General features: G+C 44.2%; 16 protein-coding genes. 10 read left to right on the top strand and 6 right to left on the bottom strand.

Going from position 1 to position 14,410, the window contains the following annotated elements:
* Positions 1-23 precede the first annotated feature (23 nt).
* The 6 genes from AB4185_RS06140 to AB4185_RS06115 all read left to right on the top strand — a co-directional run bounded on the left by AB4185_RS06140 (position 24) and on the right by AB4185_RS06115 (position 4,521).
* A complete protein-coding gene (locus tag AB4185_RS06140) occupies positions 24-395 on the top strand; it encodes a GntR family transcriptional regulator (RefSeq protein ID WP_102331995.1) in 372 nt (123 codons plus the stop codon).
* On the top strand, positions 392-1,246 hold the full coding sequence (locus AB4185_RS06135) for an ABC transporter ATP-binding protein (protein WP_102331994.1): 855 nt from the start codon (positions 392-394) through the stop codon (positions 1,244-1,246). Before AB4185_RS06140 ends, AB4185_RS06135 begins: the two co-directional genes overlap by 4 nt.
* Entirely contained in the window at positions 1,246-2,103 is an 858-nt protein-coding gene (locus tag AB4185_RS06130) for a hypothetical protein (protein WP_017083226.1), read from the top strand. The genes AB4185_RS06135 and AB4185_RS06130 overlap by 1 nt, the downstream gene beginning before the upstream one ends.
* 983 nt (positions 2,104-3,086) lie before the next feature.
* Positions 3,087-3,374: a putative quinol monooxygenase gene (locus tag AB4185_RS06125; RefSeq protein ID WP_017060584.1), complete on the top strand. Its 288-nt coding sequence runs from the start codon at positions 3,087-3,089 to the stop codon at positions 3,372-3,374.
* The gene (locus AB4185_RS06120; RefSeq protein ID WP_108207690.1) at positions 3,374-3,928 is read left to right on the top strand and encodes a nucleotidyltransferase family protein; all 555 of its coding nucleotides are present in this window, start codon (positions 3,374-3,376) and stop codon (positions 3,926-3,928) included. The genes AB4185_RS06125 and AB4185_RS06120 overlap by 1 nt, the downstream gene beginning before the upstream one ends.
* 155 nt (positions 3,929-4,083) lie before the next feature.
* Positions 4,084-4,521 (top strand): bifunctional diaminohydroxyphosphoribosylaminopyrimidine deaminase/5-amino-6-(5-phosphoribosylamino)uracil reductase RibD, encoded by a 438-nt coding sequence (locus tag AB4185_RS06115; protein WP_372135135.1) that lies wholly within the window; start codon positions 4,084-4,086, stop codon positions 4,519-4,521.
* A 17-nt stretch (positions 4,522-4,538) separates the two neighbouring features.
* Here the strand turns inward: AB4185_RS06115 and AB4185_RS06110 are convergent, their stop codons facing one another.
* Positions 4,539-4,991 carry an NUDIX pyrophosphatase gene (locus AB4185_RS06110; protein ID WP_372135133.1) on the bottom strand — a complete coding sequence of 151 codons (453 nt, stop codon included), beginning with the start codon at positions 4,989-4,991 and terminating at the stop codon, positions 4,539-4,541.
* A 291-nt stretch (positions 4,992-5,282) separates the two neighbouring features.
* Here AB4185_RS06110 and AB4185_RS06105 point away from each other — a divergent pair, with 291 nt between their 5' ends.
* The 3 genes from AB4185_RS06105 (at position 5,283) to AB4185_RS06095 (ending at position 9,002) form a co-directional block, all read left to right on the top strand.
* Entirely contained in the window at positions 5,283-6,995 is a 1,713-nt protein-coding gene (locus AB4185_RS06105) for a pseudouridine synthase (RefSeq protein WP_372135131.1), read from the top strand.
* Positions 6,996-7,150: 155 nt separating this feature from the next.
* Complete coding sequence (locus tag AB4185_RS06100) at positions 7,151-7,531, top strand: hypothetical protein (protein WP_017064884.1); 381 nt, start codon at positions 7,151-7,153, stop codon at positions 7,529-7,531.
* A 310-nt stretch (positions 7,532-7,841) separates the two neighbouring features.
* Positions 7,842-9,002 (top strand): multidrug effflux MFS transporter, encoded by a 1,161-nt coding sequence (locus AB4185_RS06095; RefSeq protein ID WP_102428768.1) that lies wholly within the window; start codon positions 7,842-7,844, stop codon positions 9,000-9,002.
* Between the two features lie 201 nt (positions 9,003-9,203).
* Here the strand turns inward: AB4185_RS06095 and AB4185_RS06090 are convergent, their stop codons facing one another.
* The 4 genes from AB4185_RS06090 to AB4185_RS06075 all read right to left on the bottom strand — a co-directional run bounded on the left by AB4185_RS06090 (position 9,204) and on the right by AB4185_RS06075 (position 12,553).
* On the bottom strand, positions 9,204-10,562 hold the full coding sequence (locus AB4185_RS06090; protein WP_372135129.1) for a Na+/H+ antiporter NhaC family protein: 1,359 nt from the start codon (positions 10,560-10,562) through the stop codon (positions 9,204-9,206).
* Between the two features lie 189 nt (positions 10,563-10,751).
* Positions 10,752-11,516 (bottom strand): hydratase, encoded by a 765-nt coding sequence (locus AB4185_RS06085; protein WP_017060576.1) that lies wholly within the window; start codon positions 11,514-11,516, stop codon positions 10,752-10,754.
* Between the two features lie 205 nt (positions 11,517-11,721).
* Complete coding sequence (locus tag AB4185_RS06080; RefSeq protein ID WP_229648250.1) at positions 11,722-12,027, bottom strand: DUF3861 domain-containing protein; 306 nt, start codon at positions 12,025-12,027, stop codon at positions 11,722-11,724.
* A gap of 34 nt (positions 12,028-12,061) precedes the next feature.
* Entirely contained in the window at positions 12,062-12,553 is a 492-nt protein-coding gene (locus tag AB4185_RS06075) for a DUF2798 domain-containing protein (protein WP_017069211.1), read from the bottom strand.
* A gap of 97 nt (positions 12,554-12,650) precedes the next feature.
* Here AB4185_RS06075 and AB4185_RS06070 point away from each other — a divergent pair, with 97 nt between their 5' ends.
* Complete coding sequence (locus AB4185_RS06070) at positions 12,651-13,076, top strand: MarR family winged helix-turn-helix transcriptional regulator (protein WP_372135127.1); 426 nt, start codon at positions 12,651-12,653, stop codon at positions 13,074-13,076.
* A gap of 111 nt (positions 13,077-13,187) precedes the next feature.
* On the opposite strand, the gene AB4185_RS06065 is transcribed toward AB4185_RS06070, so the two are convergent.
* On the bottom strand, positions 13,188-14,249 hold the full coding sequence (locus tag AB4185_RS06065; protein ID WP_372135125.1) for an MBL fold metallo-hydrolase: 1,062 nt from the start codon (positions 14,247-14,249) through the stop codon (positions 13,188-13,190).
* Between the last annotated feature and the right edge of the window lie 161 nt (positions 14,250-14,410).

The raw sequence follows: 14,410 nt of genomic DNA, 5'->3' as shown, positions 1-14,410 counted from the left end.
TATATCACCATGCAGTTTTAATTATGACCGAATGGAAAGACGACCAGCCGATCTTTAGGCAGCTTGCCGCCAAGATCAGTGACCAAATTCTTCAGGGTGTTTGGCTAGAGCTACAAGCATTGCCCTCTGTGCGTGCGGTTGCCGCCGATCTCAAGATCAACCACCTTACTGTCATGAAAAGCTACCAGTTACTGGTGGATGAAGGCTTGGTAGAGAAAAAACGCGGCCAAGGCATGTATGTGGCCGAAGGGGCACTTCAAAAATTGAAAGAGTCTGCACACCAATCATTCATCAACACACAGATCCCAGCCATCGCTGAGACGCTAGGCATCATTGATATGAGTGTCGAAGAACTCGTGAAACAGCTAGCACAACATATAAAGGACAAGTCATGAGTACTTTACTTTCCGTGAAAAACGTAACCAAAACCTATTCAAATCAAGTGGGTGTCGAAAACATCAGCTTTGAGTTAAAGCCAGGGCAAGTACTTGGTCTGCTTGGCCACAATGGCGCGGGTAAATCGACTCTGATCAAATCACTGCTTGGTGGACACAACTATCAAGGTGAGATTGAAGTAAACGGCTACCACCCTATCCACCAGCACGCAGAGCTCATGCAGCACTTGTCGTACATCTCAGATGTTAACGTGTTACCAGAGTGGATGACGGTTAAACAACTGCTTCGATACACACAAGGTGTGCACCCTAGCTTCAACAAGCAAAAAGCAGAACAGACGTTAAGCAGCACCAATATTAAGTTGTCTTCTACTATCAAGCAGCTTTCTAAAGGGATGAAAGTACAACTTCACCTTGCGATCATCATCGCGACTGACACTCAAGTGTTGATCTTAGATGAGCCTACACTGGGCTTAGATTTGCTGTATCGCGATACTTTTTATCGCCACCTACTAGAATGGTTCCACGACGGCGAACGCGCCATGATCATTGCAAGCCATGAGGTTTCAGAAATTGAACACCTATTAACGGATGTACTGATTTTGAAGCAAGGTCATTGTGTACTGCAAAAAAGCATGGAAGACATCGAGAGCGACTATTTCATTATTGAAGTCGCAAACAACCATTCAAGCGAGATTCAGAAACTCAACCCACTGACCTCACAATCAGGGCTAGGAACGACTAAGTGGTTATTGGAAGGTCAATACAAAGCGCAGGTTGAATCACAGGGTAACATCTATAACGTTGGTCTCGCAGATCTATTCCTTGCAACACAGACGGAGAAGGCATAATGCATCCAAGTTTTTACATGCTAGAAAAAGAACTCATCGAGCACAAAGTTAACACTCGATTGCCTCTGTTTGTCGCGTTATGTGGTTTCTTACTGTTCGTTGGTCTGTTCTTTAATGGCGCAGCACAACATGAGTTTTTCTTTGAAATGCAAGTGAACGGTGACGTGAGCGACATCCACAGAGAGTTCGCACAAGATCTCAACTCAGTGATCTACTTTGGCGCGGGCCTTATTTCACTGATCCTGTCGACGCTATATATCCCTAAAACGCTGCGTAAAGAGCGCCAAGAAGGCAGTTCGATGTTTTGGAGAAGTATGCCGGTATCTAACGCAATGACTCACGGCGTGAAACTCGGCTTCGGTTTAGTGGTTATTCCGGCTATCTGTGCATTGTTAGTACTGTTCGCAGATTTTCTATTCTGGATATTGAACGTCTCAAGTGAACAACAACTGGCGCTATTAGTTGAGCAGCAATCTCTGTTTTATGTGCTGAGCAACTGGGTCGTGTTTTTTGGACGAATGATGTTAGTTGCACTGGTTTTATTGCCACTGGCAACCGTCACTCTAGCGATTTCGCAGCTGGTAAACTCTCCACTGCTTGTCATTTTCATCTCAAGCTATGCGATTAAGTTCCTCTCTGTCGCCGTGTTTGGGTTCTATGGCATCAATGACTTCCTATCTCTCATCGCGTCATTGCCAATGAATGTGCTCATAGCAAGCAACCCATTAAGTGCGATTGCAGAAGCGCCGATTTTATCTTTAGGTATTTACGCACTGATCGGTGTTGGTGGCTATCTACTGAGCCTAAAGCTAAATAGAACGGACGATGTGAGCTTAAAGACGCTGTTCCAACGTTAGAGTCTATCCTAAGCACGAGCCTTTATCGGGCAGTCACATCAGATATCAAAATCTAAATCAAAGCTTCTGAGAAATCGGGAGCTTTTTTATTATCAAGACGTTAACGAGTACAGGGATGCGATAACAAGGAACAAGGAACAAGGAACAAGGAACAAGGAACAAGGAACAAGGAACAAGGAACAAGGAACAAGCTTTAGTTTGGGGTAACAGGTTTAACAAACGAAGATAAACTTAGAGGAGGTATTAATGAGCTGACATTGAATTGCATTGTTGTTAATGCCTGCCAGCTCTTTGGGGATGATTTCGTTAGTCGCCGACCAGATGAAGGTCCTTGAGAGTGCTAATGAAATCAGTTTGTTGCGTTTTACATTTGATTAAGCTTTTCAGCTTTTAAAGCTCTACGATTAAAGCTTATTTCTTTGATGCTTCTTTTGACGTGTCTTTCCAGTATTGGATACGAACGCGATGAAGCTGTGCTCTTCTCATTTTTTTCATAAGGGATATTTCCTTTTCTTTAACTGCTCTTCATGAGCTATTTTTATTGCCAACCATTCGAATCTAACGGTGTTTGATGTCCAGATCAATGATACAAATCACAAAATTTATAGAGTTTTGAGTACCATTTACATCAAAGTATGACCTAGATATCAACTATGGCTCAATTCAATCCTATGAGCCGCTCTTCAAAATTAAGGTTAGTTCTCTCAGATGACAAATTCATTTCAGTATCAATACAGTTCAATGATACTAATTTAATAGACCGGACCAACGCGGATTTAGTTCCAACGTCTTATTTTTTATTGCTCACATCGCCCCTAAAGTTACGCTGTAACCAAAGATGTATTCAATGTGAACAATTAATCGCCACATTAGCCTATACGTCACAACATCAAAATGGGATTATGTTTGTAACGGGTAAAGCTTTTTATAGAAAAAAGCCGTAGTGGACAAAATTAAATAGACGTAATTAAATGGACGTAATTATGAGTAAAGTAATTCTGCAAGGGCATATTCTAGTGCCAGACAACGACCTAGAAGCAGTGACACATGCCTTGGTTGTGCACAAAGAACTGACACTAGAAGAACCTGGTTGTATTGTGTTTCGAGTCAGTCAAAGCACGCTTCAACCTAATCGCTTTGAAGTGTATGAAGAATTCACTAGCCGAGAAGCATTCGAAATGCACCAACAGCGAGTAAAAGCCTCTGAATGGGGTGAAATCTCCCAGAACGTGACACGTCATTACCAAGTCACTGATGTTCCGACATCATAATGATACATCCGCTAGCCAAACGCATCGTCACGTTGATCAAACAAGATCCCTTACGAATGAAGGTTTTAGACTGTGTCGCTCAGTTGGATTTGCCGCAGTGTTATGTCGCTGCGGGCTTTGTGAGAAACCTCGTTTGGGATCACCAGCATGGTTATGCCTCCCCGACTCCATTCAATGATATTGATGTGATCTACTTTGATCCCATTGATACCTCTTACGAATCGGATCTTAGATACGAGGCTCAGCTTAAACAACGGTTACCCGAACTGAATTGGCAAGTTCGCAATCAAGCCTACATGCACACTAGAAATGGGGATGAACCTTACCAAGGCTCATTGGATGCGATGAGTTATTGGCCAGAGAAAGAAACCGCCGTCGCCGTGAAACAAAGCCTCCATGGAAACATCGAGTGTATTTCTGCCTTTGGCTTAGAGAGTTTGTTTGATTTGCAAATCACACCCAATCCAAAGCGTAGCCGAGATATCTTTGATCAAAGAGTGCAATCCAAAGGTTGGCTAACCCAGTGGCCCAAGTTAACGATGAGTCACAGTTAACTAGCAGTCGAATTCAAACGCTAAAACCATTGACTAAAAGTCCAATCAGATCGAACATGCCCCACTTATTAGCTTATTAAGTTAGTAATTAACCAACTCATCAACCACGCGTGGCGACTAGCTGCTACGCTCTCTCGTCATACTGAGTAACGACCATGAACCAACAATACATGCTGCAAGCACTCGAAGCTTCGCGCCAAGCCCTACCCGATTGCCAACCAAACCCGCCTGTGGGTTGTATTTTGGTGAAGAACGATAAGGTGGTGTCTGTTGGATATACGCAAAAGGTCGGTGGAAACCACGCCGAGGTTGAAGCACTGAATAGCTATGACAGCGAAACGGGCGGAGAAATGGAAGGCGTTACCGCTTACGTAACTTTAGAGCCATGTTCATTTGTTGGCAGAACACCCGCTTGTGCCAATACATTGGTTAAAGCAGGTGTAAAACACGTAGTAATGGCGATGCTAGACCCAGACCCTCGCAATAATGGTCGTGGTGTGGCGATACTTGAATCACACGGAGTGAAAGTGGATGTAGGACTATGCCAAGAACAAGTGAGCGCCTTTTTAACCCCTTACCTTGGTAAGTCCTAGATCTTAAACAGCCAGTATTAGTTCAATTTCACTCGATAAAGCGGATTGACTGGCTTATCGACAAAATACGACCAAATATGATCGTAGACGGCATGTTGGTTGGGGAACGGCGCTAACGCTTTTGCTTCTTCTAAATTACACCAGCGGTACTCGGTGTGTTCGTCATTCAGTTCAATCGCTTGGTTGGGTGGGCATAGCACCGCAAACACAGGGATTAGCTGAATCACATTCACGTGCGCCTCATAAAACTGCTCCAGAAACTGCGCGTTATACAAAGCTTCCACTTTAATTTGGGCCTCTTCTTCAAACTCGCGCACGATAGCCTGCCAGCCTGTTTCACCCGCTTCAATCGAGCCTGCGACGTGACACCAAAACTCACCTTTAACACGCTTCATTAATAGCATTTTCATTTGTCCGTCGCTCTCTGAAATAGCGACACCGGAAACAATCGAAGTATTGAGTGGAATCATAACGTTACCTTAGTTTTAATAAGAGGGCGGCAAGGCTACCACCCTTGGTTTGTTAAATTGTCTTCTATGATTAAAAACGAGAAGTTACTCATCAATTAATGGCATTCAAGCCATAACTCATGGGTTCAGTGTTAACCATCTCGCTTAGCTATCCTGTAATAGAACCATTTCTTATTTGAGGCGTATTTCGATAAAGAGTAGAATCGCCGCCTTGTACTGTGTTTAAAGCCTTTAAACATACACAGTAGACTCACAACCATTTATCACCACGATATAAGTATTAATACGACTATGCACTCATCAAAACCAACGCACGACTCAGAAAACAGCCATACTCCTGAGCATTGCTTCACTCGTTTTCAACAGCCGATCGAGTCATATTCGTTGCCTGAGCGTTTCACATTCCCGTTCTACTACGAACCGCACCCACTGTGTGAAATAGCCTCTCATCAGCTTCAACGATATCTAGAAACACAAACCGACTGGCAGCATGACTTCGGACTAGATTCTGACGCTGGTCGCGGCAAAATGTTTGGTGTGTTACTGGTGAAAAGCCCAGAAGGTGAATTGGGTTACTTCTCTGCTTTCTCTGGAAAAATCGCAGACCAAAACCTACTGCCTCACTTTGTGCCGCCCGTATTCGACATGTTAAGCAGCGATAGCTTTTTCCATCAAGACACAGCCGACATGATGGCTGTAAATGCGAAATTTAAAGCGCTGCAAGCAAACGCTGAATACCTTGAATTGTGTGAACAGTTAGCACAACAGAAAACACAGGCAGAACAGGAGATCGAAGCGCAACGTTTGTTGATTATAGAAGGCCGAAAAACACGTAAAGAACAACGCGAACAAGGTAAAAAAAACCTTGATGAACAAGCCTTCGAACAACTGAATAATGAGCTTAACAAGGCCAGTGTTGCTGACAAGAACCAGCAGAAGTACCTAAAGCTCAACTGGGAACAGATCCTAAACGAGTTACAAATCAAAGTTGATGTGTTCACTAATCAATTAGCTGAACTCAAAGAGCAAAGAGCACTCCTTTCTCATCAGCTTCAGCACAAACTGTTTTCACAATACGCTTTCCAGAATGCGGAAGGAAACATTGAGGATCTGAACCAAATCTTTGAAGACACGCCAAACAAGATACCACCAGCAGGTTCTGGCGAGTGTGCCGCACCCAAGCTTTTGCAATACGCGTATTTAAACGGTTACACACCATTGGCACTGGCCGAATTTTGGTGGGGTCGATCACCGAAATCGGAAATCCGTAAACACAAGAAATACTACGCGTCTTGCCAAAGTAAGTGTGTACCGATTTTAGGTCACATGATGAAAGGCTTAGAAGTCGATCCCAACCCATTGCTAGAAAACCCAGCTGAAGGCAAAGACCTCGATATCCTGTTCCAAGACGATCACATCGTTGTGGTACACAAACCAGCAGGTTTTCTATCCGTACCGGGTAAAACCATCAAAGATTCAGCTTACACTCGTGTTCAAGAAATGCACCAAGATGTTGAAGGGCCATTTGTTATCCACCGTTTGGATATGGCGACCTCTGGCATTCTGATATTTGCTTTAACACGACGTGCGAACAAAAGCTTACAGAAGCAGTTCATTACTCGTGAAGTTGAGAAGCGATATGTCGCAATGATTGAAGGTGTGCTAGACCAAGATGAAGGCTATATTCGACTGCCATTGCGTGGCGACTTGTATGACCGCCCTCGTCAGATTGTTTGCTTCGAACACGGCAAGCCAGCAGAAACCAAATGGGAAGTGATTGAGCGAAACGGGCAAACCACTAAGGTTTACCTGCATCCTAAAACAGGGCGTACACACCAGTTGCGTGTTCACTGTTCACACCAAGAAGGCCTTAACATGCCTATCGTCGGTGACGGCTTGTATGGCAATAAAGCCGACCGATTGCACTTACACGCAGAAAGACTTGCGCTGCACCACCCAGTCACCAAAGAGTGGATGGAATTCCAGTTCGACGCCGAATTCTAAAATCTCTCATTAGTACCGAGCTTTGATAAGGAGTCACAACCGCTTGTGGCTCCTACCTCTTTTGGGTATATATCCACGCTTATTGCACTACATCAAGATTCACTTTGTTGTGAAGAGTAGCATGCCCACCTTCTTCTCTCCTTGAGGCCTTTGATATGTCATCAGCTGCTTTGAATTTACAACCTAACAAACTGACTTCCCCATTAATTGCGACTCAAGCACCGAGCTTGAAGCCACTTACATCCAAAAAGCCAGACTTAAACTCGGCAATGCTTAACTTAATTGAAGAAGTTAAAAACGAACTCCCACTTTACGAGTCAGAGACGTTTATCTGTGGTCCAAAAGGAAATTGCTCGGGTTGCTCTAAGAAACTACTAGAGATGGTCGACAGTGAGTTAATGTATTGGGAGCACAGTATTTCCATTGGCCAAGGCCCCAACTTCGAGGAACTGCGCCGCTTTGGTAAGCTATGCAGCAGTGTTAGACGCGGTTTAGAGCGTAACGGTTTAGTCGAAAAGCGCCCAAAGAAAAGATAACAAGCCAACTCGATAATCATTACAATGTGTCGCTGGCGATTACAAGCTACACTGCTACTAACTGATTGAACTCGTTAGCTATAAAAGTAATAATGTTTTGTAATACAATTCAGTATACAGACCGACTTCGTAGATTCGGACTCATAGAGATAAGTTCATCGATACTTTCACCATATTCTTGAACAACTCTATCCTTCTTGTCTGACGTGCCTTAACCTTCTGTATATCAATATCACATCAATTAGAAACCTACCTTGGACAACGGAGAGCGACCTTGAAGAGACCACAACCAGTACTGGGAAAGACCGGTATGCTATTTTTTCTCGTCATAATAAGTGCTTTCCCTCCATTGACCATCGACCTTTACTTACCTGCGCTTCCGCAGATGGTCGAGGTGTTTAATACTGACCGATCAATGGTCAACCTAACCCTGAGCAGCTACTTCGTTACTTACGCCATCGGTCTTTTGTTCTGGGGGCCGCTCAGCGAAAAATTTGGTCGTAAGCCGATCCTATTAATTGGATTAGCGAGCTATATGGTCGCGAGCATATTGTGCGCGATGACCAATAGCATCGAACAGTTGATTAGTGCTCGTGTATTCCAAGCCTTTGCTGGCAGTGCTATCACCGTTATCGCTACCGCCATTGTCAAAGATCTTTATGACGGCCGAGAACGTGAAAAGATCATGGCGACTATCATGTCACTGGTGATCATCGCGCCAATGGTTGCGCCTGTATTTGGTGCCTTTCTACTGAAAATTGCTTCTTGGCGAATGATGTTTGTCACGCTCGCCATTTTTGGTGCATTTGCGTCAGTATTAGCTTGCTGCTACCGAGAAACACTCGAAAACAAATACCAAGGTTCTATATTCCGATCATGGGGAAGAATGGGCGTGGTCATGAAAAACCGCTCGTTCGTCAAGCTGCTGGTCATTTTCTCTATCATACCGATGGCGTTGATGGGCTTTCTTGCGGCGGGTTCTTATATCTACATCGATCACTTTGGATTGACCGAACAACAGTTTAGTTACGCGTTCGCATTCAATGCACTGTGCGCCTCATTTGGTCCAACAATTTACATGAAGTTGTCCTACCGAATGCCGGTTCAAAAGGTCATCTCAGGATGTTTTGCTTTATTAGCGCTTGCGGGAATCTTCACCCTAACCATTGGCGACCTGTCCCCTTGGTTCTTCATGTTCATCGCTGCACCAGCGACATTAATGGCGATCATCATGCGAGTACCGGGGACCAACTTGATGTTGAATCAACAAGATCATGACACGGGCTCTGCCGTCGCACTGATACAGTTCTTCAGCATGATTTGTGGCTCGCTTGGCATGGTATTAGTTTCAATCCGCCCAGAGTCACTGATTGAAAACCTAGGCTTTATCCAATTATCCATCGGTACGCTAGGCGGCCTGATGTGGCTAATGGTCAGAAACAAAGAGTTCGTGACTAATAAGCTGAATTAAAGCTCTCAAGCCTAATTGTCATTCACACTACAATAAACTTGAAAACCGCTATAACGAAATTAGAAACCGTCTACATAGGCGGTTTTCTTGTATTTGAAGACGTACATTGAATTTTCAAGCCATGAGTTTCACGCACAAAAAAGCTCCTATTAAGGAGCCTTCTTATCAAAATCAGTGATCACTCAGTTTGGTCAATTACTACTAAGCGTTAGCCACTTGACGTGCTGGGTGTTTAATAAACACAGCAACCACAGCCACGATTGCAAGAGCAAAACAGTAGTAAGAGTTAGCTACAATATCCAAAGGCGATAGGTTAAATACCGAACCTAACAGCAATACCTGCGCACCGTAAGGCAACACGCCTTGAATCACACAAGAGAAGATATCCAACAAGCTTGCAGAACGACGTGGAGACACATTGTTCTCTTCCGCCAATTGACGAGCCACACTACCAGACACAATAATCGCTACCGTGTTGTTTGCAGTACATAGGTTCACCATAGATACCAAGCCAGCAATGCCTAGCTCACTCGCACGACCATTCGCTTGCTTAGAGTGTGAAGAGCCAAACGCACGAATCACACCACTTACTAAGTTAGTCAGGAACGCCAATCCACCTTGACGACGCATTAGCTCACTCAAACCGCCAATTAGCATCGACAATAAGAAAATCTCCTGCATGTTGCCGAAGCCTGCATAGATATCTTGAGCGTAATCAGTCATACCGTAGTTCTCAACAGAACCTAGGCTCACGCCACCCGCCAGCAAGATACCAATCGCCAACACGACAAAGACATTCATGCCCGATACCGCAAGAATCAAGATAGTGATGTACGGAAGGACTTTTAGCCACTCGATTGGACCTGTTTCAGGAACCTGAGTTGCCGTGCTGTTGAAAGCAAAGATAACAATCGCGATAAGTGCAGCAGGAAGTGCAATGCGGATGTTCTCTTTAAACTTATCTCTCATCTCACAGCCTTGCGAGCGTGTCGCGGCAATCGTGGTATCAGAGATGATAGAAAGGTTGTCACCAAACATAGCGCCACTTAGCACTACGCCAGCGGTTAGAGGAATACTCATGCCAGCTGAGTCAGCAATGCCTAGTGCAACAGGAGCAACCGCAGCGATAGTACCCATAGAAGTACCCATTGCCGTCGCAATGAACGCCGAAATAAGGAAGATGCCCGGTAGGATCATGCTCGTTGGGATAGCAGATAGACCAAGATTTACCGTCGCGTCCACGCCACCAGAAGCTTTAGCCACAGCAGCAAAAGCACCCGCCAATAGGTAGATCATACACATTGCAATAATGTCTTTGTGACCCACACCACCTAAGAACTGCTCGATCGCACGGTTCAATTTATCTTTGCTCAATAGCAACGCTAACATCACGGCAGGCAGAGCCGCAACCGGAGCTGGAAGCTGATAGAAAGCAAAATCGACGCCTTGTAGCGACAGGTATGTACCCACGCCAATAAACAGCGCAAGGAAAACGATCAGAGGGATAAGCGCCACTGCAGAAGGGGCAATTACCGCGTTAGAATTTTTTGAATTGGACATGGAACGACAACACAATAGAACAGGAAGGTGAGCAGACTAATGTCACACTTAGAACTTGTCAACGTCTAGACGTCTAAACGCCTAATTTAATGCAAAGTAATAAGAACCCTATTAAGCATCACGTAATAAAAAAGGCTATTTACTCATCAGTAAACAGCCTTTCGATAACAGATAGTGCGCCGCTAGAAGTTAGCGTTTCTGCTTGAACGTTACTTGGTATTCACCAATGCCTTCGTAGTGGAAGGTCGTTGGTTTATCGAATTCCATTTCCACGATACCGCAGTAAGAGCCCGTGATAATGGCTTCACCCGCTTGGAAATCAACACCACGACGTGTCATGTAGTTAATCAGCCAGTAAATTGGGCTTGGTGGCAGTGTATTCGGGTGCTTACCGTCGAATGCTTGAACTTGCTCGCCTTGAGTCACTTCAATACTGATCTCTGCAGAAGTGAACGCTTTTTCGCGATCAATCTCAGAGCCAATAAATAGACCTTGGTTTACTAGGCCATCGGCCAGCTTTTCATAGAACTCAGCGCCGCTGTCATCCGCAAAACGAGACTGCATTAACTCAAGTGCCATGTGGCAAGAACCAATCGCTTCGTTGATTTGCTCTTCGCTGTAGCCTTCTTGGCTTGCAGGCAGGCTCTTAGCAAGCGTAAATGCGATTTCAGGCTCAACGCGTACTACGCCGTTGTCAGCAAACAGTTCACAAACTTCGCCTTGTTGAACGCTGCCCGAGAAGATTGGCGCAACAACAAACTTGTCTTCAGCCAGAGGAAGTAAGCACTTCCAACCGCCGACTTTATCGCTTTTCAAATCGATCATTGAAGATTGGATCTTTAGCGCATCTTCCAAGTTATTCGGACGGTACTGTTCGTCCAATCTTGGTGCTTTGGTGCCAGCAACACGACGACTCAACAGTTCTTCGGCTGCTTGTTTAAATACATTTGTCATATAATACCACCTTTAGTTTTATGACCAGTATAATATCGGATTTCTTAAAGCTTGAATAGACAATTCAACAACGGTGCTACACCGAAAATTCAGCCATCAATTTTCGCATATTCTAGACGCAAACAACTGAAACTATTTTGATTTAAATGTAAAAAAGCCAGTAAGTTCGTTACTGGCTTTTCGATGTGTTGCTGATGGTTAGGCTTTACTGCCCTTTCAACGTATTCTTCAAATTCTGCATGAAGTTTCTGAAGTGAGGCATAAAATCAACAAACAGAGGGTGTTTTCTATCTTGCATCATCAATGGGCCTAACAAGCGAATGCTCACTCCTAGTCGCGCTGCTGATTGCTCATCTAAGCCGCTGTCATGTTTGATCTTCTCAACAATCGCGAACATATCTTCTCTGTCTTCAATTTCAAACTGCATGGTTTGAAGTTCACGATCTTCTTTGATGTTCACTTCTTCGATAGTGATACGGTAGTTATTGTGTTTGCCTGTGAATGCTTTCATTTGGACCTCCTAAAATGCTTAAAAAGTGTTTTGGTTAGCTCTTCATGAATCGTTCGAGCTTAGGTTTAACCGTCATCGACATTACGACCATGATCGTAAGGCCAACAGGAAGCGCGGCAATAAATCCATTAAACCATCCACTGGTAAACGCCGATGTATCCGAAAATCCAATGTTATTTGCCGCTGTTACAAATGCCATCATGGACTCCATTATGAATGCCATGATCAGTCCTACGATCAGGTTGCGAACTTTCTCGCTATAAGTTGTGAACACTCTAGCAACGGCTTTGGTGACTAAAGCCATCATCACCGTGCCCATTGGCATCATGATCACGACAACAAGGGCTAACGAAGAAAGCCAGTTGCCAATAAATTCCTCGCCGAATCCGACATTCATGTAAGTCATCACAGCCGTTAAACTGCCGCCAATCGTCAGCATTAAGCTCATCATGACCAAAACTTTGTATAAAACCGGTGTGCCTTTTTGCTCAGGAAGAGTTGGCGTTAGAGTTGCTTGAATCGTCATATCTATTTCCTGTCTTGAATTTACGAACAATTAAGTTGATAATGTCAACTATAAATAAAGTAGTTGATAATGTCAACTATATTTCTAAGGATCGTTTATGTCTGATAACACATCGCTAGAATCAATCTTTCGTCTAGTGCACTCTTTGAAACGTCAAATGAGCGAACAGATTGAGAGCTTAGACTCAGAGATCGCACCTATGAACATTCGTGTCATGAAGATCATTACTAAGAAGTCTCCATGTACCGCTGTCGATATCGCACACTTCCTAGATCGTGATAAAGCACAGGTCACTCGGCTTATTAATGCCTTGATCAATCAGGAACTTGTGAAAAAGTCTCCGAACCCGGAAGACAAGCGCAGCCAGTTATTGGTTCTGACTGATAAGGGTCAAGAGATCATGAGTAAGGTCTCGGATATCGATCGAGACATGCTGAAGAGAATGACCAAAGGCATGGCCGAAGACGAATTAGAACAATTCAGAAAAATTGCGAAGAAAATGGCGCAGAACTTAGAAAGCTGATCTTAAAAATAAAACGAAAAAACGCCACCGAATCGTAAGATCGGTGGCGTTTTGTGTATAAGTTGGGTTGTACAGCTTAGTGGTTTAGCTATGTCTATTTGGATGACAACTCTAATTCGATGCCAGTTTCCACCATGCCTGAACAGGTACCGGCTCTGAAATCACCAAACGTTCACCCATCACCGGGCTTACCATTTGCACATCTCGCTCTTTGCTAATCGCCAGAGCTTGTTCCATTGGATCTTGCCAATCGTGCATAGAAAGGTCGAAGGTACTGTTGTGGATTGGCATCATCACCTTACCTTGCAGATCAATGTGCGCCTGAACACTCTGCTCTGGGAACATATGAATATCCGCCCAAAGAGAATTATACGCGCCCGTTTCAACCATGGTTAAATCAAACGGCCCATAGCGCTCACCAATCTCTTTAAAGCCGCTGAAGTAACCAGAATCACCGCTAAAGAAGACTTTCTTGTCTGAAGCGTTAATAACCCAGCTACCCCACAGTGTTTGGTCACGATCAAGCAAGCCACGTCCAGAGAAATGCTGTGTCGGCGTTAACGTGAACTCAATGTCTGAGGCCGTTGCCGATTCCCACCAATTTAATTCGATGATCTTCTCTTTATCCACGCCCCACTTTTCCAACAGTGCGCCCACTCTTAATGGCACTAAGAACGTCCCTACTTTGTCGGCTAATACCTTCACGGCACCTTTGTCTAAATGGTCGTAGTGATCATGGCTGATCACTACCACATCGATGTCAGGTAGATCTTGCAGTGAGATTGGGGTTGGGTGAAAGCGCTTTGGCCCCATCCATTGCACTGGTGATGCTCGATCACTGAACACAGGGTCAGTCATCACTAACTTGCCATCCAGCTTCATCATCACACTGGAATGACCCAAGCGATAAGCAACATCATCTTGCTCTTCGATCAATTGCTTAGCTGTCATTGGAATCAAAGGCAATGCTGTGCGCGGCACTGGCTCATTCCTTTCCACGGTTACATACGCTTTCAAGATTGAAAAAATATCAGACATGCCCGATTTGTACTCTAACTCACTGTTAGCAAACTTCTTTGGAAGCTTATCTAGATTGTCATTTGATTGTGAACCTGTGCTTACGATAGCGACCACGGCAAGTACTCCTAAAATCGGTAATAGATATTTTTTCATTGGTATCTCTTCAACCGTTGGGAAAGACCCAACTCAAAAACTACACTGACTAGTTTACATACCAAAACCAAAAAGTAAACCACAGAGTGTAATTTTTAATTTATCTAGACGTAAGCGTGTCAAAGTCGATTTTGGAAAAACCAACTTTGGCAACGAGTTAA

Origin of the sequence: Vibrio sp. 10N.286.48.F5 (assembly GCF_041469785.1) — a bacterium.
GTDB lineage: Bacteria > Pseudomonadota > Gammaproteobacteria > Enterobacterales > Vibrionaceae > Vibrio > Vibrio crassostreae_C.
This window is presented reverse-complemented; position numbering and strand designations above follow the sequence as displayed.

Coding starts and splice junctions, on each gene's coding strand:
- AB4185_RS06085 (WP_017060576.1), bottom strand. CDS start 11,516: ATGACAAATGTATTTAAACAAGCAGCCGAAGAACTGTTGAGTCGTCGT.
- AB4185_RS06065 (WP_372135125.1), bottom strand. CDS start 14,249: ATGAAAAAATATCTATTACCGATTTTAGGAGTACTTGCCGTGGTCGCT.
- AB4185_RS06070 (WP_372135127.1), top strand. CDS start 12,651: ATGTCTGATAACACATCGCTAGAATCAATCTTTCGTCTAGTGCACTCT.
- AB4185_RS06100 (WP_017064884.1), top strand. CDS start 7,151: ATGTCATCAGCTGCTTTGAATTTACAACCTAACAAACTGACTTCCCCA.
- AB4185_RS06140 (WP_102331995.1), top strand. CDS start 24: ATGACCGAATGGAAAGACGACCAGCCGATCTTTAGGCAGCTTGCCGCC.
- AB4185_RS06120 (WP_108207690.1), top strand. CDS start 3,374: ATGATACATCCGCTAGCCAAACGCATCGTCACGTTGATCAAACAAGAT.
- AB4185_RS06110 (WP_372135133.1), bottom strand. CDS start 4,991: ATGATTCCACTCAATACTTCGATTGTTTCCGGTGTCGCTATTTCAGAG.
- AB4185_RS06080 (WP_229648250.1), bottom strand. CDS start 12,027: ATGAAAGCATTCACAGGCAAACACAATAACTACCGTATCACTATCGAA.
- AB4185_RS06105 (WP_372135131.1), top strand. CDS start 5,283: ATGCACTCATCAAAACCAACGCACGACTCAGAAAACAGCCATACTCCT.
- AB4185_RS06115 (WP_372135135.1), top strand. CDS start 4,084: ATGAACCAACAATACATGCTGCAAGCACTCGAAGCTTCGCGCCAAGCC.
- AB4185_RS06130 (WP_017083226.1), top strand. CDS start 1,246: ATGCATCCAAGTTTTTACATGCTAGAAAAAGAACTCATCGAGCACAAA.
- AB4185_RS06125 (WP_017060584.1), top strand. CDS start 3,087: ATGAGTAAAGTAATTCTGCAAGGGCATATTCTAGTGCCAGACAACGAC.
- AB4185_RS06095 (WP_102428768.1), top strand. CDS start 7,842: ATGCTATTTTTTCTCGTCATAATAAGTGCTTTCCCTCCATTGACCATC.
- AB4185_RS06075 (WP_017069211.1), bottom strand. CDS start 12,553: ATGACGATTCAAGCAACTCTAACGCCAACTCTTCCTGAGCAAAAAGGC.
- AB4185_RS06090 (WP_372135129.1), bottom strand. CDS start 10,562: ATGTCCAATTCAAAAAATTCTAACGCGGTAATTGCCCCTTCTGCAGTG.
- AB4185_RS06135 (WP_102331994.1), top strand. CDS start 392: ATGAGTACTTTACTTTCCGTGAAAAACGTAACCAAAACCTATTCAAAT.